Annotated in this window: 18 protein-coding genes; 9 read left to right on the top strand and 9 right to left on the bottom strand. The window is 74.5% G+C overall.

What is annotated here, in order from left to right; translation table 11 throughout:
* Positions 1-933, bottom strand: a complete 933-nt coding sequence (gene ftsX, locus MUK52_RS19755; protein WP_284578744.1) for a permease-like cell division protein FtsX — start codon at positions 931-933, stop codon at positions 1-3.
* Positions 934-952: 19 nt separating this feature from the next.
* Positions 953-1,642: a cell division ATP-binding protein FtsE gene (gene ftsE / locus MUK52_RS19750; RefSeq protein WP_114057746.1), complete on the bottom strand. Its 690-nt coding sequence runs from the start codon at positions 1,640-1,642 to the stop codon at positions 953-955.
* 224 nt (positions 1,643-1,866) lie between these two features.
* On the opposite strand from ftsE, the gene MUK52_RS19745 reads away from it, so the two are divergent.
* A complete protein-coding gene (locus MUK52_RS19745; protein ID WP_114057747.1) occupies positions 1,867-2,058 on the top strand; it encodes a hypothetical protein in 192 nt (63 codons plus the stop codon).
* A gap of 174 nt (positions 2,059-2,232) precedes the next feature.
* Here the strand turns inward: MUK52_RS19745 and prfB are convergent, their stop codons facing one another.
* Complete coding sequence (prfB, locus tag MUK52_RS19740; RefSeq protein WP_114057748.1) at positions 2,233-3,348, bottom strand: peptide chain release factor 2; 1,116 nt, start codon at positions 3,346-3,348, stop codon at positions 2,233-2,235.
* A 314-nt stretch (positions 3,349-3,662) separates the two neighbouring features.
* Between prfB and MUK52_RS19735 the strand changes: the two genes are divergently transcribed.
* Positions 3,663-4,664 carry an isopenicillin N synthase family dioxygenase gene (locus MUK52_RS19735; RefSeq protein ID WP_284578739.1) on the top strand — a complete coding sequence of 334 codons (1,002 nt, stop codon included), beginning with the start codon at positions 3,663-3,665 and terminating at the stop codon, positions 4,662-4,664.
* 68 nt (positions 4,665-4,732) lie between these two features.
* Here MUK52_RS19735 and MUK52_RS19730 read toward each other — a convergent pair whose 3' ends face one another.
* Both MUK52_RS19730 and MUK52_RS19725 read right to left on the bottom strand, forming a co-directional pair.
* Complete coding sequence (locus MUK52_RS19730) at positions 4,733-5,998, bottom strand: serine/threonine-protein kinase (RefSeq protein ID WP_284578737.1); 1,266 nt, start codon at positions 5,996-5,998, stop codon at positions 4,733-4,735.
* A gap of 150 nt (positions 5,999-6,148) precedes the next feature.
* A complete protein-coding gene (locus tag MUK52_RS19725; RefSeq protein ID WP_284578735.1) occupies positions 6,149-7,963 on the bottom strand; it encodes a serine/threonine-protein kinase in 1,815 nt (604 codons plus the stop codon).
* Between the two features lie 446 nt (positions 7,964-8,409).
* On the opposite strand from MUK52_RS19725, the gene MUK52_RS19720 reads away from it, so the two are divergent.
* The 5 genes from MUK52_RS19720 to MUK52_RS19700 all read left to right on the top strand — a co-directional run bounded on the left by MUK52_RS19720 (position 8,410) and on the right by MUK52_RS19700 (position 17,446).
* Positions 8,410-11,313, top strand: coding sequence for an FHA domain-containing protein (locus tag MUK52_RS19720; protein WP_284578733.1), 2,904 nt, complete (start codon positions 8,410-8,412; stop codon positions 11,311-11,313).
* 136 nt (positions 11,314-11,449) lie between these two features.
* On the top strand, positions 11,450-12,829 hold the full coding sequence (locus MUK52_RS19715; protein ID WP_284578730.1) for an ABC transporter substrate-binding protein: 1,380 nt from the start codon (positions 11,450-11,452) through the stop codon (positions 12,827-12,829).
* 4 nt (positions 12,830-12,833) lie between these two features.
* Positions 12,834-14,249 carry a carbohydrate ABC transporter permease gene (locus tag MUK52_RS19710; protein WP_502963586.1) on the top strand — a complete coding sequence of 472 codons (1,416 nt, stop codon included), beginning with the start codon at positions 12,834-12,836 and terminating at the stop codon, positions 14,247-14,249.
* Positions 14,246-15,094, top strand: coding sequence for a carbohydrate ABC transporter permease (locus tag MUK52_RS19705; RefSeq protein WP_114057755.1), 849 nt, complete (start codon positions 14,246-14,248; stop codon positions 15,092-15,094). The genes MUK52_RS19710 and MUK52_RS19705 overlap by 4 nt, the downstream gene beginning before the upstream one ends.
* 63 nt (positions 15,095-15,157) lie before the next feature.
* Positions 15,158-17,446, top strand: a complete 2,289-nt coding sequence (locus tag MUK52_RS19700; protein ID WP_284578724.1) for a bifunctional glycosyltransferase/CDP-glycerol:glycerophosphate glycerophosphotransferase — start codon at positions 15,158-15,160, stop codon at positions 17,444-17,446.
* Between the two features lie 13 nt (positions 17,447-17,459).
* Here MUK52_RS19700 and MUK52_RS19695 read toward each other — a convergent pair whose 3' ends face one another.
* Positions 17,460-18,089 (bottom strand): TetR/AcrR family transcriptional regulator, encoded by a 630-nt coding sequence (locus MUK52_RS19695; protein WP_284578722.1) that lies wholly within the window; start codon positions 18,087-18,089, stop codon positions 17,460-17,462.
* 200 nt (positions 18,090-18,289) lie between these two features.
* Here MUK52_RS19695 and MUK52_RS19690 point away from each other — a divergent pair, with 200 nt between their 5' ends.
* Together MUK52_RS19690 and MUK52_RS19685 are read left to right on the top strand one after the other, a co-directional pair.
* A complete protein-coding gene (locus MUK52_RS19690; RefSeq protein ID WP_284581733.1) occupies positions 18,290-19,177 on the top strand; it encodes an ABC transporter permease in 888 nt (295 codons plus the stop codon).
* The gene (locus MUK52_RS19685) at positions 19,170-19,964 is read left to right on the top strand and encodes an ABC transporter ATP-binding protein (RefSeq protein ID WP_284578720.1); all 795 of its coding nucleotides are present in this window, start codon (positions 19,170-19,172) and stop codon (positions 19,962-19,964) included. Before MUK52_RS19690 ends, MUK52_RS19685 begins: the two co-directional genes overlap by 8 nt.
* A gap of 87 nt (positions 19,965-20,051) precedes the next feature.
* On the opposite strand, the gene MUK52_RS19680 is transcribed toward MUK52_RS19685, so the two are convergent.
* The 3 genes from MUK52_RS19680 to MUK52_RS19670 form a co-directional block, all read right to left on the bottom strand.
* On the bottom strand, positions 20,052-25,016 hold the full coding sequence (locus tag MUK52_RS19680) for an NAD-glutamate dehydrogenase (protein ID WP_114057757.1): 4,965 nt from the start codon (positions 25,014-25,016) through the stop codon (positions 20,052-20,054).
* A 356-nt stretch (positions 25,017-25,372) separates the two neighbouring features.
* Positions 25,373-26,053, bottom strand: a complete 681-nt coding sequence (locus MUK52_RS19675) for an HAD family hydrolase (RefSeq protein WP_114057758.1) — start codon at positions 26,051-26,053, stop codon at positions 25,373-25,375.
* Positions 26,050-26,550, bottom strand: a complete 501-nt coding sequence (locus MUK52_RS19670) for a DUF6912 family protein (RefSeq protein WP_114057759.1) — start codon at positions 26,548-26,550, stop codon at positions 26,050-26,052. Before MUK52_RS19670 ends, MUK52_RS19675 begins: the two co-directional genes overlap by 4 nt.
* Positions 26,551-26,771: the final 221 nt, after the last annotated feature.

Here is a 26,771-nt window from a genome sequence, read left to right as displayed (position 1 = left end):
TCACACCCTGAGGTACTTGCGCAGGGCGAGGAACGCCGCAAGTGAGGGCATCAGCACGCCGATTGCCAGCACCAGCGGCAGCTTGGTCAGGACCTCGTCCCAGCCGATGAAGTTGATCAGCTCCATCTTGGTGCGGAGCGAGGCGCCGTGGTCGATGACGAAGTACTGGCCCGCGCCGAGCATCAGGCAGGCGAACACGGCGCCGATCAGGCCGGCGAACGCGGCCTCCATGATGAACGGCACCTGGATGTAGAAGCTGGAGGCGCCGACCAGCCGCATGATCCCGGTCTCGCGGCGCCGGCTGAAGGCGGACACCCGCACCGTGTTGACGATCAGCAGCAGCGCCACGACCAGCATGATCAGCATGATGCCGAGGGCGGCCCAGTTGAGGTAGCCGAGCATCTGGAAGAGGTTGTCCAGCTCGGTGTGCTGGTCGGCCACCGACTGGACGCCGTCGCGGCCCGCGAAGGCCGTCGTGATGACCTTGTACTTCTCCGGTTTCGTGAGCTTCACGCGGAAGGAGTCGGGCATCTGGTCGGGCGTGATCACCGAGGCGAGCGCCGTGTGCCCGAAGCGCTCCTTGTAGTGCTTGTAGGCCTCGTCGGAGGACTCGTAGTGGACGGTCTGGACGAGCTCCATCTTCTCCAGGTCGGTCTGGATCTGCTGTTTCTGCTCGGGTGTCGCCGCGCCCTTGGCGCAGGCCCGGCTGCCGAGCTCGCTGCTGTCCTCGGCGTCGCTCTTGTTGCAGAGGTAGATGGAGACGTTGACCTTGTCGTACCAGTAGCCCTTCATCTTGCTTACCTGGTCGCGCATGAGCAGGGAGCCGCCGAACAGGGCGAGGGAGAGGGCCACGGAGATGACGACCGCGAAGGTCATGGTCAGGTTGCGGCGGAGACCGACCCCGATCTCCGACATGACGAACTGGGCGCGCATGACGTCTGGGTGGGCCCTTTCAGTGCTGGTAGCCGTAGACGCCGCGCGACTGGTCGCGGACGAGGCGGCCCTGTTCGAGTTCGATGACGCGCTTGCGCATCTGGTCGACGATCTGCTGGTCGTGCGTGGCCATGATCACGGTGGTGCCGGTGCGGTTGATGCGGTCCAGCAGCTTCATGATGCCGACGGACGTCTGCGGGTCGAGGTTGCCGGTGGGCTCGTCAGCGATGAGCAGGGCGGGGCGGTTGACGAAGGCGCGGGCGATCGCGACGCGCTGTTGCTCGCCGCCGGAGAGCTCGCCCGGCATGCGGTCCTCCTTGCCGCCGAGGCCGACGAGCTCCAGCACCTGCGGGACGGCCTTGCGGATCTCGCCGCGGGGTTTGCCGATGACCTCCTGCGCGAAGGCGACGTTCTGCGCCACCGTCTTGTTGGGCAGGAGCCGGAAGTCCTGGAAGACGGTCCCCAGCTGGCGCCGCATCTGCGGGACCTTCCAGTTGGAGAGCTTGCCGAGGTCCTTGCCGAGGACGTGGACCTGTCCGTGGGTGGCCCGCTCCTCCCGCAGGACGAGGCGCAGGAAGGTGGACTTGCCGGAGCCGGAGGAGCCGACCAGGAAGACGAACTCACCCTTCGCGATCTCCAGGGAGACATCTCTGAGTGCGGGGCGGTTCTGCTTCGGGTAGGACTTGGAGACGTTGTCGAATCGGATCACGGGTGCACCACGGTCGCCGGGAGTAGGTGTGCGTGACCATACGCGAACGGGCCCCGGGTGGGGACCCGGCGCCCACAGTTGCCCGATATGTCCCGCGGGACGGGGGAGGCGGTGCGCGATTGCCCGGACGGGCCGCGCCGAAAGCCTCCGAAGCTGGCACAGTGGTAGGGGGAACGGACTCGTTCCCGCACGCGTTGTTCAAGGGGACGAGAGGAGGAGAGCGCATGACATATGACCGGCTCGTGTGCGCGAACTGCGCCGCGCCCGTCAGCCAGGGCCGCTGCCCGGTATGCCGGGCGAACCGGGAGCGCCTCCAGCAGGAGGGCCCCTTCGCAGGCCTGAACCCCATGGCGCTCATCGCGCTCCTGGTGGTCCTCGTGGCGGCTCTGGCCCTCGTGGCGCAGCACACCGCGTAGGGCCGGCGGGCGCCGGCGGCTCCGCCGCACGTCCCGATCATGCGTCGCCCCGCCCCCGCTGGGAGCGGGCGGGAGGAAACGACGGCGGGGCCCGGACACCCTCGGTGTCCGGGCCCCGCCCAGCGTTCACGTGCCGCGCGCCCCGCCCGGGGCGCGCGGTCCGGCGGCCGGGGCTCAGGCCGTCGTCTGCTCCTGCTGCTTGCGCCAGCGGATGCCGGCCTCCAGGAAGCCGTCGATGTCGCCGTCGAGCACCGACTGCGGGTTGCCGACCTCGAACTCCGTCCGCAGGTCCTTGACCATCTGGTACGGGTGCAGCACGTAGGAGCGCATCTGGTTGCCCCACGAGTTGCCGCCGTCGCCCTTGAGGGCGTCCATCCTGGCCTGCTCCTCCTGGCGGCGCCGCTCCAGCAGCTTGGCCTGGAGGACGTTCATGGCGCTGGCCTTGTTCTGGATCTGGCTGCGCTCGTTCTGGCAGGACACCACGATGCCGGTCGGGATGTGCGTGATGCGCACCGCCGAGTCGGTGGTGTTGACGCCCTGGCCGCCGGGGCCCGAGGCCCGGTAGACGTCGATGCGCAGCTCGGTCTCGTCGATCTCGACGTGGTCGGACTGCTCGACGACCGGGAGCACCTCGACGCCGGCGAAGGACGTCTGGCGGCGGCCCTGGTTGTCGAAGGGGGAGATGCGGACCAGGCGGTGCGTGCCCTGCTCCACCGAGAGGGTGCCGTAGGCGTACGGCGCCTTGACGACGAAGGTCGTCGACTTGATGCCGGCCTCCTCCGCGTACGAGGTCTCGTACACCTCGGTGGAGTAGCCGTGCCGCTCGGCCCAGCGCAGGTACATGCGCTGGAGGCGCTCGGCGAAGTCGGAGGCGTCGACGCCGCCCGCCTCGGCGCGGATGTTGACCAGCGCCTCGCGCTCGTCGTACTCGCCGGACAGGAGGGTGCGGACCTCCATCTCGTCCAGCGCCTTGCGGACCGCGGCGAGCTCCGCCTCGGCCTCGGCGCGGGTGTCCGCGTCGTCCATCTCCTCGGCGAGCTCGAAGAGGACCGCGAGGTCGTCGATGCGGCCGCGCAGCGCCTCGGTCTTGCGGACCTCCGCCTGGAGGTGGGAAAGCCGGCTCGTGATCTTCTGGGCAGCCTCGGGGTCGTCCCACAGGGACGGGGCCGCGGCCTGCTCCTCGAGCACGGCAATGTCTGCCCTCAGCTTGTCGAGGTCCAGGACGGCCTCGATCGACCCCATGGTCGAGGAGAGGGACTTCAGCTCTTCGGAAACATCGACGACTGCCACGGGTCCAGCGTAGCCGGTCCCCGGGCGCCCCCGTCCGGCCAGTCCGGTTCACCCGTTCTGGTGGACGCCGGTACGGGCGTACGCTCACGGTATGACTCTCCTCCTCGTCAAGCGCCGCCATGTGGACCACATGCGTGTCACGACGACGAGCTGTCAGCCGCCGGACCGAACACAAGCCTGATCCACCCGATCCGACTTGGTCCTGTACGCGGCTCATGCGGCTCCGGCGCCACCCCTGCCGGCGAGCCCCTCCCCCTCCGCTGCCCCGCCACCACCGGGGAACAGGACCCCGTGACATCCGAAACGGAGCCGTCATGCCGTCCGCGCACTCCCTCCCCGTCATCGATCTCTCCCAGGCCGACGACCCCGCCCTGCGGCCCGGGTTCCTGAAGGAACTCCACGGCGCCGCCCGGGACACCGGCTTCCTCCACCTCACCGGGCACGGGATCTCCGAGGCGGAGAGCGCCCGCATACTGGACGTGACCAGGGCTTTCTTCGCCCTGCCCGAGGCCGACAGGCTTGCCGTCAGCAATCTGCACTCGCCGCACTTCCGCGGCTACACCCGCATCGGCCACGAGCTGACGGGCGGCGCGTCCGACTGGCGCGACCAGCTCGACGTGGGCGCCGAGCGCCCCGCCCCGCAGCTGGGCCCGGACGACCCGGCCTACCTGTGGCTGGAGGGGCCCAACCAGTGGCCGGCCGCGCTGCCCGAGCTGCGGACCGTCATCCTGGACTGGCAGAGCCGGCTCGCCGGGGTGGCGCACCGGCTCCTCCAGGAGCTGCTGGCCTCCATCGGCGCCCCGCACGACTTCTTCGACGCCGCCTTCGCGGACCGCCCGCACCTGCACACCAAGCTGATCCGCTACCCCGGGTCCGCCCCGTCGGGCGCCGACCAGGGCGTCGGCGCGCACAAGGACTACGGGTTCCTGACGCTGCTGCTCCAGGACTCGGTCGGCGGGCTGCAGGTCGTCAGGGACGGCGCGTACGTGGACGTGCCGCCGATGCCGGGGGCGTTCGTCGTGAACCTGGGCGAGCTGCTGGAGATCGCGACGGAGGGGTATCTGACGGCGACCGACCACCGGGTGGTGAGCCCGCCGGGCGCGGTGGAGCGGTTCTCCGTGCCGTTCTTCTACAACCCGCGGCTCGACGCGGTCGTGGAGACGGTGCCGGGTGACTACCTGCGGTCCGCGCCGGGCCTCGTGCACGACGCGTCGAACCCGCTGCACGCGGAGTACGGGCGCAACGAGCTGAAGGGATGGGTGCGGGCGCACCCGGAGGTGGCCCGCCGCTGGCACCCGGAGCTCGTCGGCGCCTGACCGGCGGCCCGGCGGCCCGCCGCCGGGCGGGGCGGCCGCCGGGCGGGGCGGCCGCCGGGCGGGGCGGCTCAGGGCTTCGGCGGGGCCGAGTTCTTCGACGCCGGCGGCTGGGGGCGGTCGTCGCCGTCCGAGGAGGCCAGCCAGCCGCCGACCCCGACCGCGGCGGCGAGGGCGACCGCCCCGGCCGACAGCACGAGCCGCCTGCGGCGCACGGTGTCGGCCCGGTGCCGCGCCGACCCCGGCCGGTGCCCGCCCGCGGGCCGCGGCACCCGGGCGGTGCCGAGCGCGCCCCCGGCCAGCTCCTCGGGCCCGGGCACGCGCATCGAGGTGTGGGTGTCCCGGTTCGAGTCCGTCGCCGAGCCGGGCACCAGCGGGACGGCCCCGCGCCGCCGGGCGGGCGCCGCGGGCGCCTCGCGGGCCTGCTCTGGCTCGGGCTCGGCGTCGTCGGGCTCGTCCACGTCCAGCGGGGGCATGCCCGCCAGCATCGGCAGCAGGTCCCGCAGGCGGGCGGACAGCTCGGAGGCGCGCAGCCGGGACGCCGGCCCCTTGGCCAGGCACTGGACGATCAGCTGCCACAGCTCCTCGGGAATGCCGGGCAGCGGCACCACGGTCTCGGTCACGTGGCGGCGCAGCACGGCGCCGGGGTGTCCGCCGCCGAACGGCGTGAACCCGGCGAGCAGCTCGTACAGCACGGTCGCGAGGGCGTATATGTCCACGGCCGCGCGCGGCGGCAGCCCCTCGACGATCTCCGGCGCCAGGTAGTCGGGGGTGCCGATGATCCGGGTCGCGGTGGCGGAGGCCCGCCCGCTCGCGCCCGCGGCGGCCCCGATCCGCTTCGGGGTGTCGATCAGCTTGGCGACGCCGAAGTCGGTGAGGAGGGCCGGGTGCGCCCCGCCGGGCCCGAGGGGGCCCTGCATGTCGAGGAGGACGTTCTCGGGCTTCACGTCGCGGTGGACGACCCCGGCGGCGTGTGCTGCGGCGAGCGCGTCGGCGACGTCGGCGGTGATCGCGACGGCCGCCTCGGGGGCGAGGCGGCGCTCCCGGTCGAGCCGGGTGCGCAGGTCCGTGCCGCGTACCAGGTCCATGACCAGGGCGAGGTCGTTGCCGTCGACGACGAGGTCGCGGACCGAGACGATGTGCGGGTGGTCCAGGCCGAGCAGCGCGCTGCGCTCCTGGACGAAGCGCCCGACCAGATCCTGGTCGGACGCGAGGTCCTCGCGCAGCAGCTTGACGGCGACGGGCCCGTCGGGCCCCTCGCCGAGCCACACCGTGCCCGCGCTTCCGCGCCCCAGGATCTGGTGCGCGGTGTACCGGCTGCCGATTTTCCGTGCCACGACTGCTCCCTCAGCGGCTGGCGTACGGCACCAAAGCTATGCGGTCGCGCGGGCGCCCGGCGCCGCGGAACACGGTGACCTTCACTTCTGCGGGCGAAATCACGTCCTGGATGTCGACAAATCCACGAAGTCGGGGCTCCGCGGGCCCGTTCAGGGGGTGCCCGCGCCCGTTCCGCTGCCCGTGCCCGCGGCGTCGCCGAGGGAGGTGACCCAGTCGACGATGCCCGTGCCCCAGCTCCAGAGCTGGTCGAACCAGCCCTTGCCGGTGCCGATCCACGACTGGAGCGGGGTGAGCTCCCAGACCAGCCAGCCCGCGACGACGAAGACCAGGATCATGACCAGGCAGCCCTTGAGGCAGCCGAGGCCGGGGATCCGGATCGGGTTCGCGCTGCGGCGGCGCGGCTCGCGGGGCTCCCGGGCCTCGCGGGCGGGCCGCTGCGGCGGAGGGGCCTGCTGCGGCTGCTGCGGGGCCTGGGGCTGCCGGTACGGCTGGGCCTGCGGCGCCGGCTGCTGCTGGTAGGGCTGCGGCGGCGGGGGCGCCTGCTGCGGCTGCGGGTAGTACGGCTGCTGCGGCGGCTGCTGGTACTGGGGCGCCTGGGGGTGCTGCTGCTGCGGGTACTGCGGCGGCGGCGCCTGGCGGTACTGCGGGGGCTGCTGCGGCCGCTGGGGCCGCTGCTGCGGAGGCGGCGGCGGGGGCGCCTGGCGCTGGGGCCGGCGGCGCAGCGGGTCCTCGCTCGGGTCGAGGTAGTGCACCTGCGTCTGCTCGTTGCGGTCCCGGGCGGCGCGCATCTGCGTCTGCCAGGGGTGCGGCTGGTCCGGCCGCTCCACGGGCGGCATGACCGAGGTGGCGGCCGCCTCCGGGACGCCGTCGCCGGGGCCGCCCGTGCCGGGCAGCACGGTCGTGGCGTCGGCGGCGCCGACCGGCGGCAGCACGCTCGTCATCGCGTTGGGGTCGTACGCGCCCTCGGGCCCGGCGGCGGCCCTGCCGGGCAGCACCTGCGTGGCGTCCGCGGCCCCGGGGGCGGCCGCGGGGGCCTCAGGGACGGGCGCGGGCGAGGGGTCGGGGGCGAGCAGCGCGCCGACGCCGAGGGCGGCCTCGACCTCGGCGGGGGCGCTGTGGACGCCGATGCCGGAGGCGACGACGCGCAGCCCGCGGGCCAGGTTCTCGGCGCTGGGGCGCTCGCCCGGCTCCTTGCGCAGGCAGCGCTCGATGACGATCCACAGCGGCTCGGGCAGGCTCGGCGGGCGCTGCGGGTCCTCGCTGAGGTGGCGGTGGAGGACTTCGAGCGCGGTGGCGCCGGCGAACGGCGGGCGCCCGGTGACGAGTTCGTACAGCAGGATGCCGGCGCCGTAGATGTCGACGGCGGAGGTCTGCGGGCGGCCCTCGGCGGATTCGGGGGCGACGTAGGCGGGGGTGCCGACGAACTCGTGGGTGCGGGTCAGGCCCGGGGAGTCGGCGAGGCGGGCGATGCCGAAGTCGGTGAGCATCGGCTTCATGCGGCCGTCGCCCTCGTCGAGCAGGACGTTCGCGGGCTTGAGGTCGCGGTGGACGACGCCGTCGGCGTGGCTGGCGGCGAGCGCGTCGGCGATCTGGGCGGTCAGCAGGGCCGCGGCGACCGGGGTGAAGGGGCCGTTCTCCCGGATGTAGCGGTGCAGGTCCGGGCCTTCGACGAGGTCCATGACGAGTGCGAGGAGGTCGCCCTCGACGACGAGGTCGCGGGTGCGGACGATGTTGGGGTGGGTCAGGCGCAGCAGGACGGAGCGCTCCCGCAGGAAGCGCATGACGATGTCCGGGTCCTGGGCCAGCTCCTCCTTGAGGACCTTGATGGCCAGGGTCTCGCCCGGCCGGCCGGCCACGGCGGCCTCGGCGCCGGCGGTCTCGCGCTGGCGGGCTCGCCAGACGGTGCCCGTGGCGCCGCGCCCGAGCGGCTCCTCGAGCAAGTACTTGCTGCCGACTGGCCGCACGTCTCGCGCTCCCTGCTGTCGTGGTGGGTGGTGCATGTCGTTCGGTTTTGCGGCCCACTCTAGGGGGTGTCCTCCGCAAAGACGCCGGACGACGGCGGTTGGTTGCCGTACATATGTACGAAGTGTGATGTTCGCGGCGTATGCCGGAGGCGATTTTCCGCGGCGGGGAGCCGCTCTCCTCGGGTTTCCCCGGGGAGGGCGTCCGTATGTGTGCACCCCTTGCACCGGACCCCGGTCATTCAAGATCATTTATCGGCGGGTGCCGGGCGTGTTGTCCGCAACAGGTGCGAGGATGCACCCGTGCGGAAGCGGGGGCGGGGAGCCCGCGCTCCCGCGCAGACCTGACCGGACGACGCGCCGTGCCGGGTGGGGGGCCGGGCGGGCTCGTCCGCCGTCCCCGCCGGGCGCGCGCACCGCGCACCGCGCAGAAGGGACCGCTGACGGCGATGCAGATCCGGCTGACCGTCCTCGGGTCGCGCAGCGGCCACCAGACCGTGCCCGCCGGCTGTGACGTCCTCGTCACCGCGCCCGCCGGAACGCCGCTCTCCGCGGTCGCCTCCGGGCTCGCCGCGACCGTCGGCGGCCCCGACACCGGCGGCACGGCGGTCCTGTACGCGGGCGAGCGCCGCCTCGACCCGCAGCGCCACGTCCTGGGCGAGCCGCCGCTCGTCGACGGCGCCGTCCTGGGCCTGCACGGCCCCGTCCCGGACGCCGCCCCCGACGCTGCGGAGGGCGCCCAGCTGCACGTGGTGGCCGGGCCCGACGCGGGCGGGGTGCACCTGCTGCACCCGGGCATGATCCGGATCGGGCGCTCGGCCGACGCCGACGTCCCCCTGGACGACCCGGACGTCTCGCGGCTGCACTGCACGGTCACGGTCCTGCCGGACGGCCGCGTCGCCGTGGCGGACCTGGACTCGACGAACGGGACGACCCTCGACGGCGCCGAGGTCGGGCGCCGTCCCGTGCCGCTGGCGCCGGGCGCGCTCCTGCGGATCGGGGAGTCCACCCTGCGGCTGGCGGAGGGGGCGGCGCCGCCGCTGCCCGTGGTCCCCGACCTGGAGGGCCACCTCCGCCCCGCCGGACCCGCGTTTTCCGCGGGGCCCGCCGCGCCTGCCCCGGCCGGCCACCGCACCGCCGCGCCGGCGCCCGCGCAGCCTTCCGGCCCCGCGCACCCCGCCGCACAGCCCGTCCCTGCCGTCCCGGCCGCCCCTCCGGCGCCGCCCGCCGCCGGGCCGGCCTCGGCCCCCCGGCGCCCCCTCGGCGGCCTCGGCGCCTGGGCCCGCAAGTGGGTGCGCGGCGAGGAGGAGCCCGCGGAGCACGCCCCGGCCGGGCCGCCCGCCCCCGCCGTGCCCGACGCCGACGATCCCGCCGGCCTGCTGCTGGCCGCCCTCGGGCCCACCGCGCGGCTGTGGTCCCGTCCGCCCGGCCGCCTCGACGTCGGCCTCGGCGCCGGGAGCCGCGTCGCCCTCCAGGACTGCGGCTCCCTCGCCCTCGCCGGGCCGCGCACCCGCCTCGCGGGGGTCGCCCGCTCCGTCGTGGCCCAGCTCGCCGCCCTGCACGCGCCCGCGCAGCTGGAGATCGTCCTGATCAGCGCCGACCGGGCCCGCACCGTCGTCCAGCGGCGCGAGGAGTGGGGCTGGCTGGGCTGGCTCCCCCACGTCCGCCCCGCGCACGGCCAGGACTGCCGGCTCCTCCTCGCCTACGACCGCGACCAGGCCGCCGCCCGCACCGGCGAGCTGACCCGCCGCCTCGGCGCCGGGCCGCTCGGCGCCGACTGGGCCGCCGCCGACCCCTCCCTCGTCCGCGAGGCGGCAGCCGCGCACACCGGCCCCCGCACCCTGCTCGTCGTCGACGGCGACCCCGGCACCGCCGCCCTGCGCGACCTGACCGGCCGCCTCGCCTCGCACGGCGCGGCCGCCGGGATCCACGTCCTCGTCCTGGCGGAGACGTCCCCCGCGACGCCCGCCTCCCCGCTCGCCGAGACGTACGAGGCGGCCTGCGCGGCCGCCCCCGCCTTCCGGGACTGCGGCGCCGCCGCCCTCCTCAGCGGCGACGTGGCCACGGCGGTGCGGACCTTCGCCGTCGCCGGCGGCCGGCCGTGCCCGCCCGGCACGACCGCAACCGCGGACGCCGTGTCCGCCGCGTGGGCCGAGCGGTTCGCCCGCGCGCTCGCCCCGCTGAAGGCCGAGCCGGCCGGCGGGAAGCCGCAGCGGCCGACCGCCGCGGCCCTCCCCGCCGCCGCGCGGCTGCTCGACGAGCTGGGGCTGGCCCGGGCCACCCCGGCGTCCCTGATGGCCCGCTGGGCCGAGGCCACCGAGCAGGGGCAGGGCGTCGGCGGGCTGGTCGAGCTCGTCCTCGGCAGCGGGCAGGCCGGGCCGGTCGGGGCCGAGCTGGTCCACGACGGACCGCACCTGCTCGTCACCGGCCCCGCAGGCAGCGGCCGTACGGAGCTGCTGCGCTCGGCGGCCGCCTCGCTGGCCGCGGCCGCCCGGCCGGACCGGCTCGGCCTGGTCCTGGTCGACGGGGCCGGCGGCGAACGCGGCGACGGCCTCGCCCCGGCCGCCGAACTCCCCCACGCCTGCGCCCACCTGGTGGCCTCCGACCCGGTCCGGATGCGCGAGTTCGCCCAGGCCCTCGGCGGCGAGCTGAAGCGGCGCGCCGAGCTGCTGGAGGGCGTCCCCTTCGCCGAGTGGCACGCCCGCCGCGAGGTGTCCGACCGGATGGTCGCCCCGCGCCGGCCCGCCCCGGGCGAGCAGCTCGGCGGCGACCTGGACCCGCCGCGGACCGGGACGCTCCGGCTGCGCGCCTCCGCCGTGCGCACCGGGCCCGCCCCCGGCCCCGGCCCGCTGCCCCGCCTCGTGGTCCTGGTCGACGACTACGACGCCCTGGTCGCGCCGGCCCTGGGCAGCGCGGGCCGCCCCGCCGCCGGCTCGGTAGTCCGCGCGCTGGAGGCCGTGGCACGCGACGGGGCGGCCCTCGGCGTGCACCTGGTGGCCTCCACGGCCCGCCCGGAGCTCACGGCCGACACCGAGCTCGTACGCGGCAACCCGCTGCGGGTCGAGCTGGAGCCGCCCGACCGGCCCGGGCCGGGCCGCGGGCGGCTGCACGGCGCCGACGGGCGGCCGGTGCCGTTCCAGGGCGGCCGGGTGACCGGCCGGATCCCGCGGACGGCGACGCAGCGGCCGACCGTCGTCCCCCTGGAATGGGACCGGATGGGTGATCCGCCCGCCCGCCGGCCGGTGCGCGAGCTCGGCAACGGCCCCACTGACCTCGCGCTGCTGGCCAGCGCCCTGGACCGGGCCTCGCACCTGGTCTCGGCGGCGCCCGTGCCCTTCCCGGCCGCGCCCTGACCCCGGCCGGGCCGCGGCACCTCCCGCGGCCCGGGCCCCGTACGGCGGAGTGCGCGCGGGGAGGCGGTATTGCGGGGCGCGCGGCTCGGGCGTAGACCTGTGGGTCAGGTCACACCACGGGAATCGGGGGCAGACCATGAACGGGCAGGGAACGAGCCGCACGCGGCAGCGCAGGAGGAGCGCCCCGGCCGCCTGGACGGCACTGGCCGCGGCGGGAGCCCTCCTGCTGGCCGGCTGCGGGGACGGCGGTGCGGACAGGGCCGACCCGCCGGGCGGGCCGTCGGCCGCGCCGCGGGTGGAGTTACCGCGGCTGGACGGGGAGAAGCTGGCGGTCTCGGCGGTCTGGACGGGGCCGGAGCAGGCGAACTTCACCAAGGTCCTGGAGGAGTTCGAGAAGCGGACGGGCGCGTCGGTGGCGTTCGTCCCGGCCCAGGACCCGATCGTCACCTTCCTCGGTACGAAGATCGCGGGCGGGCAGCCGCCGGACGTCGCGCTGCTCCCGCAGGTCGGGGCGCTGACGGCGGCGGTGCAGAACAAGTGGGCGCAGCCGGTCGGCCCGGAGGCGAAGGCACAGCTCGACAAGAACTACTCGCAGGGCTGGAAGGAGCTCGGGGCCGTCGGGGGAACCCAGTACGGCGTCTACTACAAGGCCGCGAACAAGTCGCTGGTCTGGTACAACGCGAAGGCCTTCGAGGCGGCGGGGGTGCAGCCGCCGAAGACGTGGAAGGAGCTGATCGCCGCGGCGGACACGCTCTCGGCGTCCGGCACGCCGGCGGTGTCGGTGGCCGGCGCGGACGGGTGGACGCTGACGGACTGGTTCGAGAACGTCTACCTGTCGCAGGCGGGCCCGGAGAAGTACGACAAGCTCGCCAAGCACGAGATCAAGTGGACGGACGACAGCGTCCGGCAGGCCCTGGCCACCCTCGCGGAGCTGTTCGGCCGGAAGGACTTCCTGGCGGGCGGCCCGAGCGGGGCGCTGGCGACGGAGTTCCCGAAGTCGGTGACGCAGACGTTCACCGGCGGGGACCGTCCGGCGGCGGCGATGGTCTTCGAGGGCGACTTCGTGGCGGTGAACATCGCCCAGACCGAGGCGAAGATCGGCGAGGACGCCCTGGTCTTCCCGTTCCCGGCGGTCGGCGCGAAGGCGCCGGTGGTGTCGGGCGGGGACGTGGCGGTGGCGCTGAAGCCGTCGAAGGGCGCGCAGGCGCTGCTGACGTTCCTGGCGTCGCCGGACGCGGCGGAGATCCAGGCCCGGCAGGGCGGGTTCGTCTCGCCGAACAAGGCGGTGGACCCGGCGGCCTACCCGAACGCCATCCAGCGCAGCATCGCCGAGGCGCTGATCGCGGCGGGCGACGACTTCCGCTTCGACATGTCGGACCAGGCGCCGGCGGCGTTCGGCGGGACGCCGGGCGCGGGCGAGTGGAAGGCCCTCCAGGACTTCCTGGCGAACCCGTCGGACGTGGCGGGCACCCAGGCCAGACTGGAGGCGGACGCGGCCAAGGCCTACGGGAACTGACCCGGTGGCGGCCTCGGACGGCACGGCGGCACCGGCCGCCGTGCCCGCGCCGGCGGCGCGGTCCGGGCGGGGCGGGGACCGCGGGCGGGAGCGGCCCGGGGGCACCGGGCGCACCTCCCTGTCCCGGCAGGCCCGGCGCCGGCGCCTGGTCGCGGCGGCGTTCCTCCTGCCGTCGCTGGTGCTGCTCGGCGCGCTCGTCGTGCACCCCATCGGCTACTCGGTGTGGCGCAGCCTCTTCGACCGCTCGGGCGAGGTGTTCGTCGGCGGCGGCAACTACGCCGAGCTGCTGCGGGACGACGCCGTCCGCACGGCCGTGGAGAACACGGCGGTGTGGGTGGTGTTCGCGCCGGCCGTGGCGACGGCGCTCGGCCTCGTCTTCGCGGTCCTGACGGAGCGGGTGCGCTGGGGGACCGCGTTCAAGCTGCTGGTCTTCATGCCGATGGCGATCTCGATGCTGGCCGCCGGGATCATCTTCCGGCTGGTCTACGACCACGACCCCGACCGGGGTGTCGCCAACGCGGTGTGGGTCGGGGTGCACGACACGTTCGCCCCGGCCTCGGCGTTCCCGCGGGCCCGCCCCGGCCGCGACTCGCCGCTGGTCCCGGAGGAGGGGGCGGCCACGGGCGGCTTCGCCACGCGGGAGCCGGTGCGGGCGGGCACGCCGGTGCTGCTCCCGCTGGTCGGTGTCGCCCCGGACGCCCTCCCCGAGGGGACGCGCCCGGCCCGTACGGCGCCGGCCGAGCCCGGGAAGGTGACGGGGACGGCCTGGCAGGACTTCACGCGGGGCGGCGGCGGCCGGCCGAACGCGGTCGACGCCTCGGAGTCGGGCTTCGCGGGGATGCGCGTGGAGGCGGTCCGCGACGGCCGGGTGGTCGACTCGGCGACGACCCGGGCCGACGGCACGTTCACCCTGTCGGGGAAGGCGGACGGGGCGCTGCTGCGGCTGCCCGCCTCGAACTTCCGCGAGGCGTACGCGGGGGTGGAGTGGCTGGGCCCGGCGCTGGTCACGCCGGCGGTCATCGGGGCGTACGTGTGGATGTGGGCCGGGTTCGCGATGGTGCTGATCGCGGCGGGGCTGGCGGCCGTGCCGCGGGAGCTGCTGGAGGCGGCCCGGGTGGACGGGGCGTCCGAGTGGCAGGTGTTCCGCCGGATCACGGTGCCGCTGCTGGCGCCGGTCCTGGCGGTCGTCCTCGTCACGCTCGTCATCAACGTGATGAAGATCTTCGACCTGGTCTTCGTGATCGCCCCGGGCTCGGTCCAGGACGACGCGAACGTGCTGGCCCTCCAGCTGTACCGGACGTCCTTCGGCACATCCGCCGACGCGGGCCTGGGCAGCGCCATCGCGGTGCTGCTGCTGGTGCTGGTGGTGCCGGTGATGCTCTACAACATCCGCCGGATGCGCCGGGAGGCCCGCCGATGAGCTTCGTGCATGCTGCGGCGTCCAAGGCGGCCGGCGGGGCGGTCCGCGTCTTCCTGGTCCTCGCGGGCCTGTTCTGGCTGCTGCCGACGATCGGCCTGCTGGTGTCCTCGCTCCTGGACGCCGGCGAGCTCGACCGGGGCGGCTGGTGGCGGGCGCTGACCGCCCCGGCCCGCCTGACCACCGCGAACTACGAGCGGCTCCTCGCGGACGAGGCGATCACCGGCTCGCTGCTGAGCACGGTCGCGATCGCCGTCCCGGCGACGCTGCTCGTCCTCGTGCTGGGCTCCTGCGCCGGGTACGCGTTCGCCTGGCTGGAGTTCCCGGGCCGGGACGCCCTGTTCCTCGCCGTCGTCGCCCTGCTGGTGGTGCCGGTGCAGGTGGCCCTGATCCCGGTTTCCGAACTCTTCGGTGCGGTCGGCCTGTTCGAGACCACAGCCGGGGTGGTGCTGTTCCACACCGCCTTCGGGCTGCCGTTCGCCGTGTTCCTGCTGCGGAACTTCTTCGCGCAGATCCCGCGGGAGCTCCTGGAGGCGGCCCGGCTCGACGGGGCGGGCGAACTGCGGCTGTTCGCGCAGGTGGTGCTGCCGCTCGGCGGCCCGGCGATCGCCTCGCTCGGCATCTTCCAGTTCCTGTGGGTGTGGAACGACATGCTGGTCGCGCTGGTCTTCGCGGACTCCGCGAACCCGCCGATCACGGTCGCCCTCCAGCAGCAGGTCCGCCAGTTCGGCAACAACATCGACGTCCTCGCCCCGGGGGCGTTCCTGTCGATGGCCGTCCCGCTGGCCGTGTTCTTCGCCTTCCAGCGGCAGTTCACCACGGGGGTGATGGCAGGTGCCGTGAAGTGACGGCGTCATCCGATCGGTGCACGGCCCGTAACCCGGTCGCCGCATCGGGGGTTCCCGGGCCATATGCCCGCGCCGACCCCTGGATGTGCCGTGCCCCGGTTCAGTGTCATCGTGCCCGCGTACGAGGTGCAGGCGTACCTCCAGGAGAGCCTGGAGTCGGTGCTGTCCCAGTCGTACCCGGACTTCGAGCTGATCGCCGTGGACGACGCCTCCCCGGACGGCTGCGGGCAGATCGCCGACGAGTACGCGGCCCGCGATCCGCGCGTCACGGCCGTCCGCCTGGCGCACCCCCTGGGCGCGGGCCCGGCCCGCAACGCCGGGCTCGCCCGGGCCCGCGGCGAGTACGTCGTCTTCCTCGACGGCGGCGACACCCTCGCGCCGGGCGCCCTGCGGGCCGTCTCCGACCGGCTCGACGCCGCCGGCTCCCCCGACGTCCTCGTCTACGGCCACGCGTGCACCCACTGGACCGGCGAGGTCGTCCGCGACCGCCTCACCCGGCTGCTGTCCGAGGAGGGGCCCGCCTGCTTCCGGCTCGCGGACCGGCCGGAGCTCCTCGGCCTGCCGACGGCGGCCTGGAACAAGGCCTGCCGCCGCGAGTACGTCGAGCGCGAGGGCCTGTCCTTCCCGCCGGGCCTGTACGCGGACACGGCCTGGACGTATCCGGCGCTGCTGGCGGCGGAGTCCGTCGCCGTCCTGGACCGGGTCTGCGTGCACCACCGGCTGCGGCGCACCGGCTCGCCCGCCGCCCCGCCGGACCGCCGCCACCTGGACGTCCTCGACCAGTACGAGCGCCTCTTCGGCCACCTCGCGACCCGGCCCGGGCTGGAGCGCTGGCGGCCCGCCGTGCACCGGCGGATGGCCGAGCACCTCTGCGCCGTGTACGCCGACCCCGGCCGCCTCCCGCGCGCCGCCCGCCCGGAGTTCCACCGCCGCGCCTCCGCCCTGCTGCGCCGGCACCGGCCGTCCGGGGCGCCGGCCGCCCCGGCCGCACCCGCGCCGGCGCGCGCCGACCGGCTCCGGCACGCCCTGATGCTCCTGGGGCTGCGCCGCACCCACCGCGCCCTGTCGCTGCTGCGCACGGCGGCGGAGGCCGCCGGCCGGGCGGGGGCGGCCCTGGGGCGGGGGCTTCGGGAGAGCGCGCTGCGCCTGCACTACCGCATCCAGCGGCTGCTGCCGCTGCACCGGGAGCTGGCGGTGTTCTCCGCGTACTGGCACGGCGGGTACGCCTGCAACCCGGCCGCGATCGAGGCGAAGCTGCGGGAGCTGGCCCCGCACATGCGGACGGCGTGGATCTGCGACCTGCGGCACGCCGCCACGCTGCCGCCGCAGACGGCCTGGCTGCGGCCGGGTTCGGCCGCGTACTGGTCGGCGCTGGCGCGGGCCGCGTACCTGACGACGAACGTCAACACCGACCGGGCGCTGGTCAAGCGGCCGGGCCAGGTCCTCCTCCAGACGCAGCACGGCACCCCGCTGAAGCGGGTCGGCCTGGACCTGCGGGACCGGCCGGCGGCCCATCCGACGACGGACTTCGCGGGCCTGCTGCGCGGCGCCGACCAGTGGGACTTCCTGCTGTCCGCGAACCGGCACTCCACCCTCGTGTGGCAGCGGGCCGTCCCGTCCCCGTACGAGGTGCTGGAGTACGGCCATCCGCGGAACGACATCTTCCACCGGGCGACGGGGGCGGACGTGGCCGCGCTGCGCGAGCGCCTCGGCATCGAGCCGGGCACCACGGCCGTGCTGTATGCGCCGACGCACCGCGACTACCGGCGCAGCCGCCCGGACCACCTCGACTTCGAGCGGGTGCTGCGGGACCTGGGCCCGAGGTTCACGCTGCTGGTGCGCGACCACCTCACCTACGCGGAGTTCGGCCCGCGGGCAGCGATCCGGCACCCGCGGCTGCTGGACGTCTCCGCGCACCCGTCGGTGGAGGAGCTGTGCCTGGCATCGGACGCGCTGGTGACGGACTACTCGTCCCTGATGTTCGACTACGCGGTGCTGGACCGGCCGATCGTGGTCCATGCCGACGACTGGGAGGCGTACGAGGCGGCCCGCGGCACCTACTTCGACCTGCGGGCCTTCCCTCCGGGGGCGATCGCGCGGACCGAGGACGAGCTGGTCGACATCTTCACGACCGGGCACTGGCAGGGTTCCCGCTCGGCCCAGCTGCGGGCGGCGTTCCGGGCGCGCTTCTGCCCGTACGACGACGGGAACGCGGCCGAGCGGGTCGTCCGCCGGGTCTTCCTCGGCCGGCCGGGCCCGGTGCCGGAGGTCGTGCCGATGGCGGAACGCCGCCCGGCCCCGGCGGCCCGGCCGGACGAGCCGGCGGCGCTGTCGCCGAGCCCGTGGCCGTGACGGCGGCCGAGGCTCAGCCGGCCGCGGGGGCCGCCTTCAGGCCCGCCACCACCTGGCGGGCCAGGACGTCGAGTTCGGGGCCGGTGAACGGCTGCCCGATGACCGTCTGGCGCCAGTAGAGCGGCCCGGCCACCAGGTCCATGGCGGCGGCGGGGTCCGCGCCGGCGGGCAGTTCGCCGCGCTCCTGCGCCGCCGTGACGACGGCCTCGGCCATGCGCCGGCGGCCCTCCAGCAGGGCCCCGCGGACGGCGTCCGCGAGCTCCGGGTGGCGGGCAGCCTCCACGAGCAGGTCGGGGATGACGGCCGAGGCCACGGGGTGGCGCAGGAGGTGTGAGAAGACCTCCAGCAGGGCGCGGACGTCCCCCTGGAGGGAGCCGGTGGAGGGGGCGGGCAGGCCGTCCGCCGCGAAGGCGCCGATCAGGTCGAGCACCAGGTGGAGCTTGGACTTCCACCGCCGGTAGACGGCCGTCTTGCCGACGCCGGCCCGGCGGGCGACGCCCTCGATGGACATCCGGGCGAACCCGACGGCGGCGAGCTCGGCGAGCACCGCCTCCCGGATCGCCGCGGTGACGTCCTCGCGCAGGACGGCTGCGCCGGCCGGGGCGCGGCGGGCGGGGGCGGGGGCGGTGGGATCCGTGGCCATGGGGCAGAGCATAGCCGCGCACGCCACCCCTTCCACGTCACGACGATACGGTTGCGTCCCGACGCATGCGGCCGTAACCTCCCCGTAGCGACGATACGGATCCGTTCCGTCGTCGAGTGCCGCGCGGCGACACCCGCGCGGCCCCGCCGCCGCACACCCCGCGAAGGACCCGTCGAAAGCGACCACCCGTGACCCCAGCCATGACCGCCCCGGCCGCCGCCCCCACCCCGGCGGAACTGGCCGCCGCCCACGGCCTCACCCTCAGCGGCGCCCGCCCGCCCCTGCCGCGGTACCTCAGGCTCCTGTGGGAGCGCCGCCACTTCGTGACCGCGTACGCCACCGCCCGCACCCGGGCCTCCTACAGCACAGCCCGCCTCGGCGGACTCTGGCAGCTCGCGACCCCGCTGCTGAACGCCGCCGTCTACTACGCCGTCTTCGGCGTCGTCCTGCGCCAGAGCCACGGCGTCCCCGACTACCTGCCGTTCCTGCTGACCGGCGTCTTCGTGTGGGACTTCATCGGCAGCACCGTGAACGCCGGCACCCGCGCCGTCCACGCCAACCTCGGCCTCGTCCGCGCTCTGCACTTCCCCCGCGCGAGCCTGCCGCTGGCCGCGGTCGTGCAGCACTTCCAGCAGCTGCTGGTCAGCATGGGCGCCCTGCTGGCCCTGCTCACCGCCCTCGGCCGGCCGCCGCAGGCCCGCTGGCTGCTGGCCGTGCCCGCCCTGCTCCTCACGGCCCTCTTCTGCACCGGCTGCGCCCTGGCCATGGCCCGTATCGGCAGCCGCGTCCCCGACACCGCCCAGCTCATGCCGTTCGTGCTGCGCACCTGGATGTACGCCTCGGGGGTCATGTGGTCCATCGGCCACGTCGTCGGCCAGGGGCACCTGCCGCACTGGGCCGGCACCGCGCTCGGCGCCAACCCGGCCGCCGTCTACATCGGCCTCGTCCGCCACGCACTCGTCGACGGCTCCGCGGCGCAGCCGCTCCCGCCGCACGCGTGGGCGCTCGCCGCCGGCTGGGCGCTGGCCGCCGCGGTCGGCGGGTTCGTCTGGTTCTGGCGGGCGGAGGAGGAGTACGGCCGTGGCTGACATCCCCTCCCCCGCATCCGGCGGCGCCCGTGTCCCCACCGTCATCGCCGACGGCGTCCACGTCGTCCACACCGTCCGCGCGGGCGCCCGCCGGGGCGGCGCGGCCGCCGCCCTGAGCCGCCTCCTGCGGCGCGGCGGGCCCGCCCCGGGCGCGTACCGGGTGCACGCCGTGAAGGGCGTCACCTTCACCGCGTACCGGGGCGAGGCGATCGGGCTGATCGGCTCCAACGGATCGGGCAAGTCCACCCTGCTGCGGGCCGTCGCCGGCCTCCAGCCCCTCACCCGGGGCACCGTCCACGCCCTGGGCCGGCCCTCCCTGCTCGGCGTCAACGCCGCCCTGATGAACGACCTGACCGGTGAGCGCAACATCGTCCTCGGCGGCCTGGCCATGGGCATGTCGCGGGAGGAGGTCCGCCGCCGCTACCGGGGCATCGTGGACTTCTCCGGCATCGACGAGCGGGACGCCTTCAGCTCCCTCCCGATGCGGACCTACTCCTCCGGGATGGCCGCCCGGCTGCGCTTCTCCATCGCCGCCGCCGTGGACCACGAGGTGCTGATGATCGACGAGGCGCTGGCCACCGGCGACGCCGCCTTCCAGCGCCGCAGCCAGGCGCGCATCGAGGAGCTGCGGGAGCGGGCCGGGACGGTCTTCCTCGTCAGCCATGCGATCGGCACCGTCCGCGACACCTGCGACCGGGCGCTCTGGCTGGAGGCGGGCGCCCTGCGCATGGACGGGCCCGCCGCCGAGGTCTGCGAGGCGTACGAGCGTTCCGCGCGCGGCGGCTGAACGGCCGGCCCTGCAACACCCCTGGTAAGGGCCGGGCCCGGAACCCCCCAAGGGGTCCGGGCCCGGCCCTCCGGCACGGCGGCGCGGTTACGCGTGCGCCCTCAGCAGCGAGCGCATCGTCCGCATGGCCACGGACAGGTTGGCCAGGTCGAAGTCGTCCGAGCCCCGGATCTCGTCCAGGGTCGTCCGCGCCCGGCTGATGATCGCCGCGTTGGTCTCCTCCCACGCCTTGAAGCGCTCCTCGGGCGTGGCGTCCCCGCCGCCCGCCGCCAGCACGTCGGCGGTGAGCGCGGCGTGCGCCGCGAAGAGGTCCTCGCGGATCGAGGCGCGGGCCATCGACTGCCAGCGGTCGCCCCGCGGGAGCTCGATGATCCGGTCCATCAGCTGCGTGATCTCCAGGCGGTCGGCGAGGTCGTAGTAGACCTCGGCGACACCCAGCGGGTCCACGCCGGTGCGGTCCGAGATGGCGACGATGTCCAGCGTCGGGAAGGCCGAGGAGAAGCCGGCGACCTTCGCCGCCAGCTCCACCGGCACGCCCTCGCCGGTCAGCTCGTCCATGACCAGCTGGTACCACTCCAGGTCCGCGCCGCGCACCAGCTTCGGCAGCTCCTCCCAGACCCGGGTGACCCGCTCCTGGAACAGCTCGATCGTCTCGGTGATCTGGAGCGGCTGCGGCCGGTTGTTCAGCAGCCAGCGCGTACCGCGCTCGACCAGGCGCCGCGAGTGCAGGCGCACCCGGGTCTGGACGTCCGCCGCGACCACGTTGTCCAGGGCCTCGACCGCGTCCCACACCTCGGCCAGGCCGAAGATCTCGCGGGCCGCGAGCTGCGCCCGCACGATCTCCTCCGTGGAGGCGCCGGTCTCCTCCCGCAGGCGGTGCAGGAAGGTCGAACCGCCGGTGTTGACGGTGTCGTTGACCAGGAGCGTGGTGATGATCTCCCGGCGCAGGGCGTGCGAGGCGATCTGCTCCGGGAACCGGGCGCGCAGCGGGGCCGGGAAGTAGGCGTCCAGCAGGCGGCGCAGGTACGGGTCGTCCGGCAGCTGCGTGTGGATCAGCTCGTCCGCCACCGTGATCTTGGTGTAGGCGAGCAGGACGGCCAGCTCCGGCTGGGTCAGGCCGCTGCCGCCGCCGAGCAGCTCGCGGATGTGCCGGTCGGCGGGCAGGAACTCCAGGCTGCGGTCGAGCTGCCCGGCCTGCTCCAGGCGGCGCATGAAGCGCTGCTGGGCGTGGAGCAGGCTGTGGGCCTGGGCGCTGCCGTTGGCCAGGGCCGTGTTCTGCGCGTAGTTGTTGCGCAGGACGAGCGTGCCGACCTCGTCGGTCATCTCCGCCAGCAGGGCGTTGCGCTGCTTGACGGTCATGTCGCCGTCCGCGACGACCGCGTTGAGCAGGATCTTGATGTTCACCTCGTGGTCGGAGGTGTCCACGCCGGCGCTGTTGTCGATGGCGTCGGTGTTGACCCTGCCGCCCCCGCCGCCGGCGCCGCTGCGGGCGAACTCGATGCGGCCCAGCTGGGTCAGGCCGAGGTTGCCGCCCTCGCCGATGACCTTCGCGCGGACGTCGGCGCCGTTGACGCGGATCGCGTCGTTGGCCTTGTCGCCGACCTCGGCGTGCGTCTCGGAGGCCGCCTTGACGTACGTGCCGATGCCGCCGTTCCACAGCAGGTCGACCGGGGCGTGGAGGACGGCCTGCATCAGCTCGGCCGGGGTCATCTTGGTGACGCCCGCCTCGATCCCGAGGGCCTCGCGCATCTGCGCGTTGACCGGGATGGACTTCGCCGAGCGCGGGTGGACGCCGCCGCCGGGCGACAGCAGCTCGGTGTTGTAGTCGGCCCACGAGGAGCGCGGCAGCTCGAACAGGCGGCGGCGCTCGGCGTAGGAGACCGCCGCGTCCGGGTTCGGGTCGATGAAGATGTGCCGGTGGTCGAACGCGGCGACCAGGCGGATGTGCTCGGAGAGCAGCATGCCGTTGCCGAAGACGTCGCCGGACATGTCGCCGACGCCGACGACGGTGAAGTCCTGGTTCTGGGTGTCGTGGCCCAGCTCGCGGAAGTGCCGCTTGACGGACTCCCAGGCGCCGCGGGCGGTGATGCCCATGCCCTTGTGGTCGTAGCCGGCCGAGCCGCCGGAGGCGAAGGCGTCGCCCAGCCAGAAGCCGTACGACTCCGCGACGCCGTTGGCGATGTCGGAGAAGGTCGCGGTGCCCTTGTCGGCGGCGACGACGAGGTAGGTGTCGTCCTCGTCGTGGCGGACGACGCCCTTGGGCGGCACGACCTCGCCGCCGACCATGTTGTCGGTGATGTCGAGCAGCGCCGAGATGAAGATCTTGTACGCGGCGACGCCCTCGGCGAGCCAGGCGTCACGGTCCACGGACGGGTCCGGTAGGTTCTTCGCGACGAAGCCGCCCTTGGCGCCGACGGGCACGATGACGGTGTTCTTCACCATCTGCGCCTTGACCAGGCCGAGGATCTCGGTGCGGAAGTCCTCGCGGCGGTCGGACCAGCGCAGGCCGCCTCGGGCGACCTTGCCGAAGCGCAGGTGGACGCCCTCGACGCGCGGCGAGTACACCCAGATCTCGAAGGCCGGGCGCGGGGCCGGCAGCTCCGGGATGGCCTGCGGGTCGAACTTCATCGACACGTAGGAGTGCTGCTCGCCGGCCGCGTTGAGCTGGAAGAAGTTCGTCCGCAGCGTCGCCTTGATCAGCGTGAGGAAGGAGCGCAGGATGCGGTCCTCGTCCAGGGAGGCGACCTGGTCCAGGGCTCCGTCGAGCTCTTCGAGCATGGCGTCGACGAGCTCGGTGCCGGCGGCCTGGCGGCCGGGCGACATGCGGGCCTCGAACAGCGAGACCAGCAGCCGGGTGGTGTGGACGTTGTTGCGGAGGGTGTCCTCCATGTAGTCCTGGCTGAAGGTGGAGCCGGCCTGGCGCAGGTACTTGGCGTACGCGCGCAGGACGACGGCCTGCCGCCAGGTCAGCCCGGCGCCGAGGACGAGGGTGTTGAAGTTGTCGTTCTCGGCGTCGCCGCGCCAGACCGCCGCGAAGGCGTCCTGGAAGCGCTCGCGGGCATCGTCGCCGAGGTAGGCGTCGCCGGTGCCGGAGACGGGCATCCGCAGGCCGAAGTCGTAGATCCAGGCGCTGGTGCGGTCGCTGCGGCGCAGCTCGTACGGGCGCTCGTCGGTGACCTCGACGCCCAGGCGCTGGAGGACCGGCAGCACCGCGGACAGCGAGACCTGGTCGCCGGTGCGGTAGATCTTGAACCGGCGCTCGCCGGGGCCGGCGCCGACCGGCTCGTACAGCGACAGCGCGAAGTCGCGGTCGCTGGCGTCGAGCCGCTCCAGGTGGACCAGGTCGGAGACGGCCATGCGGGCCGTGTGGTCGGCCTTGTAGCCCTCGGGGAAGGAGCCGCCGTACTTGCGCAGCAGCTCGGCGGCGCGCTCCTCGCCCAGCTCGGCGGTCAGGGCCTCGCCGAAGCCGTCGGCCCAGGAGCGGGCGGCCTCGACGAGGCGGCCCTCCAGGCGCTCGACGTCGGAGTCGGTCAGCGCGGGCAGCTCGGTGCCCTGCGGGACGCGGACGACGAAGTGGATGCGGGAGAGGATCGACTCGGTGTTCCAGGCGGTGAAGTCGACGCTGGTGCCGCCGAGCTCGTCCCGCAGGATGTCCATCAGGCGCAGCCGGACGCCGGTGGTGAAGCGGTCGCGCGGCAGGTAGACGAGGGCCGAGTAGTAGCGGCCGTACTCGTCCTGGCGCAGGTACAGGCGCAGCCGGCGGCGCTCCTGCAGGTAGAGGACCGAGGTGACGATCTCGCGGAGCTTGTCGACCGGGGTCTGGAACAGCTCGTCGCGCGGGTAGGTCTCCAGGATCTGGAGCAGGTCGCGGCCGTCGTGGCTGGACGGCGAGAAGCCGGCGCCCTCCAGCACCTCGGCGACCTTGCGGCGGATGACCGGCACGCGGCGCACGGACTCGGTGTAGGCGGCGGAGGAGAACAGGCCGAGGAAGCGGCGCTCGCCGACGACGTTGCCCTCGGCGTCGAACTTCTTGACGCCGACGTAGTCGAGGTACGAGGGGCGGTGCACGGTGGCGCGGCTGTTGGCCTTGGTCAGGACCAGCAGGCGGTGCTCGCGCGCCTTGGCGCGGGCGTCGGCCGGCAGCCGGTTGAAGGACGGCGAGACGGGGTGGGCGTCCTCGCGGGAGTCGTGGCGCGGGTCGGAGCGCAGGATGCCGAGGCCGGTGCCGGGCACGGCGGCGAGGGCGTCTCCGTCGACGAGGTTGTACTCGCGGTAGCCGAGGAAGGTGAAGTGGTCGTCGGCGAGCCAGCGCAGCAGCTCGCGGGCCTCTTCGGGCTCGTACTCGTGGAGGTCGGGGGCGGCCGGCTCGTCGGGCAGGCCGTCGGCGATGCGCAGCGCGGTGTCGCGCATCTTCTCCCAGTCCTCGACGGCCTCGCGGACGTCGGACAGGACGCGCAGCAGGTCGGCGTTGATCTGCTTGAGGTCGGCGCGGTCGGTCTCGCGGTCGATCTCGACGTGGATCCACGACTCGACGAGGGCGTCGTGCGGGCGGGCGGTCCGGGGGCCGTGGGCGTCGCAGTCCGGGCCGAGGATCTCGATCAGCTTGCCGGTGACGTCGCGGCGGACGACGACCTGCGGGTGGATCACGACGTGGATGCCGCGGCCCTGGCGGGAGAGCTCGTTGGTGACGGAGTCGACCAGGAAGGGCATGTCGTCGGTGACGACCTCGACGACGGAGTGGCTGGAGGTCCAGCCGTTCTCCTCGACCGTCGGCGTGTGGACGCGGACGTTCGCGGTGCCCTGCGGCCGGTTCTCGGCGAGCCGGTAGTGCGACAGCGCCGCCCCGAACACGTCGACCGGGTCCCGGTCCACGAGGTCCTCGGGAGCGGTGTGCAGGTAGTAGCGCTGGAGATAGGCGAGAGTGGTGTCCGGGTCGGGCCGCCGGCCCTGCTCTGCCCCAGTCGGAAGTACCCCCCCGGCCGGGCTGTGCTCAGCTACCCGGGCCGCCCGCGCGAGCAGCTCGGCCTTTGCTTCGTCCAGCTTGGTCTGCATGTCCTCTGGCTCCTGTCGCGCGCCATTGCGTGACGTAGGTGAAGGAAGGAATGACGTAGCGCCGCGAAGCGGGTGGTCCGTCCGGAGTCGACGCTATGTCGTCGTGAAAGCCGTCCGGGAGGGATTCGGCCAAGATCGGCACGTCGTCCCGGCGGCGGGGACCAGCGAAGGCCCGGGCACGGTCGTGCGCCGGGCGCAGGCCGGGGGCTTCGGCGCCCCCGATGGATATCGCGCTGATCACGGGTACCAGGCTATCTCGCCGCACCCCCACCGCGTCACGGTCCGGATCTGTACAAAAGCAGGTAGGGAAGTTTGACGATGTGCGCAGTGACGCGGCCCACGGGCCGTGCCAGTGCCTATTCGGCCAGCTCGCGAGCAGTGCGTACGGCCTCTGCCAGGCTGTCCACGACGGGGACACCGGCTGATTCCAGACTGGAGCGGCTGTGCGAACCACCCGTGTAGAGGACGGCCCGAGCGCCTACGTGGGCGGCGGCCGAGGCATCGTCGACCGCGTCTCCGATGAGGACCGTGTGCTCGGGTGCCACGCCGCGGGCGGCGAGGGCCTCCATGTGGCGCACGAGGTGGCCGGCCTTTGAGGTGTGGGAGGGGCCGGTGCGGCCGTCGACGCGCAGGAAGTGCCGCTCGATGCCGTACCGGCGCACGAGCGGGACGAGGCGGTCGTGGGGCGCGAGCGACAGCAGGGACTGGGTGAGGCCGTCGGCCTCCCACTCCGCGAGCAGCCCGCGGGCCCCGTCGGTGAGCCCGGCCTCCTCGGCGGCGGCCCAGTAGTGGCGGTGGAAGGCCTCGTCCATGACGGCCCACTCGGTGTCGGTGGGCAGCCGGCCCATGAGGCGCTCGTAGAACTTCGGCACCGGTACGACGTACAGCTCCCGGTAGCGCTCCAGGGTGATGGGCGCGAAGCCGAACTCGGCGAAGGAGGCGTTCGTCGCCGCGATCACGGCGTGGATGTCGTGCAGGAGCGTGCCGTTCCAGTCCCAGACGATGTGGCGGCGCGCGGACGCCGGGCCGCCGGTCATGCCAGCAGTCCCGGGATCTCCTGCACGCCGAACCACAGCAGTTCGTGGTCCTCGGCGCCGTCGAGGGCCGGGCGGGCGGCGTCGTCGCCCGCGTCGGCGGCGCCCACGGCCTCGGCGGCGGCCGCCACGTCGGCGACGGCGTCGTCGGCGTCGACGTGCACGGCGGCGGCAGCGGCGAGGCGCACCGGCCCGGACAGGGCGACCTGGCCGAGCGCGGGGCCGTCGGAGCCGGGGACGGGGGCGGCGGCCTGCTCGGCGACGTCGAAGGCGACGACGACGCGCTTGCGCGGGGCGGCGGCGTCCTCGGCGAGCAGCCGCAGCGAGGCCTCGGCGGCGCGGCCGAGGGCCGCGTACTCCAGCTCTTCGAGGTCGTCCGACACGTACCACTCGCGCAGGCCGGGCGTGACGGCGTACCCGCGCAGCGGGTCGCCGCCCAGCTCACCCGCCTGGTGCACCTCGGCGAGCCCGGGCAGGGTCAGGGGGACGTACACGCGCATGGCCGGCCGCTTTCGGTAGTCGGAAACCCATCCAGGATACGGCCGCCATCCCGCAGGCGTCCCGCCCCCGGCCTCCCGCGGGATCCCGCCCCGGGCGGGGGAGCCGGCTGCACGGGGTGACGACCGGTGTCCCCGATCGGGGGCCGCTGCCGCGCCCGGCCGGGGGCGGGCGGGCAGGCGGCCGCGCGCGGTGACGGGCGTAGCCGCCCCTCTGCGCGGCC

It is taken from the genome of Streptomyces sp. 2P-4 (assembly GCF_030167965.1).
GTDB lineage: Bacteria > Actinomycetota > Actinomycetes > Streptomycetales > Streptomycetaceae > Streptomyces > Streptomyces globosus_A.
The sequence above is the reverse complement of the archived record's forward strand: the minus strand, read 5'-3'. Positions and strand labels throughout refer to the sequence as shown.

What these genes read in the sequence shown, in the direction of transcription:
- MUK52_RS19690 (WP_284581733.1), top strand. Translation starts at nt 18,290, where the DNA reads ATGACCGCCCCGGCCGCCGCCCCCACCCCGGCGGAACTGGCCGCCGCC.
- MUK52_RS19680 (WP_114057757.1), bottom strand. Translation starts at nt 25,016, where the DNA reads ATGCAGACCAAGCTGGACGAAGCAAAGGCCGAGCTGCTCGCGCGGGCG.
- ftsX (WP_284578744.1), bottom strand. Translation starts at nt 933, where the DNA reads ATGCGCGCCCAGTTCGTCATGTCGGAGATCGGGGTCGGTCTCCGCCGC.
- MUK52_RS19705 (WP_114057755.1), top strand. Translation starts at nt 14,246, where the DNA reads ATGAGCTTCGTGCATGCTGCGGCGTCCAAGGCGGCCGGCGGGGCGGTC.
- MUK52_RS19670 (WP_114057759.1), bottom strand. Translation starts at nt 26,550, where the DNA reads ATGCGCGTGTACGTCCCCCTGACCCTGCCCGGGCTCGCCGAGGTGCAC.
- MUK52_RS19735 (WP_284578739.1), top strand. Translation starts at nt 3,663, where the DNA reads ATGCCGTCCGCGCACTCCCTCCCCGTCATCGATCTCTCCCAGGCCGAC.
- MUK52_RS19700 (WP_284578724.1), top strand. Translation starts at nt 15,158, where the DNA reads ATGCCCGCGCCGACCCCTGGATGTGCCGTGCCCCGGTTCAGTGTCATC.
- MUK52_RS19745 (WP_114057747.1), top strand. Translation starts at nt 1,867, where the DNA reads ATGACATATGACCGGCTCGTGTGCGCGAACTGCGCCGCGCCCGTCAGC.
- MUK52_RS19695 (WP_284578722.1), bottom strand. Translation starts at nt 18,089, where the DNA reads ATGGCCACGGATCCCACCGCCCCCGCCCCCGCCCGCCGCGCCCCGGCC.
- MUK52_RS19675 (WP_114057758.1), bottom strand. Translation starts at nt 26,053, where the DNA reads ATGACCGGCGGCCCGGCGTCCGCGCGCCGCCACATCGTCTGGGACTGG.
- MUK52_RS19715 (WP_284578730.1), top strand. Translation starts at nt 11,450, where the DNA reads ATGAACGGGCAGGGAACGAGCCGCACGCGGCAGCGCAGGAGGAGCGCC.
- MUK52_RS19720 (WP_284578733.1), top strand. Translation starts at nt 8,410, where the DNA reads ATGCAGATCCGGCTGACCGTCCTCGGGTCGCGCAGCGGCCACCAGACC.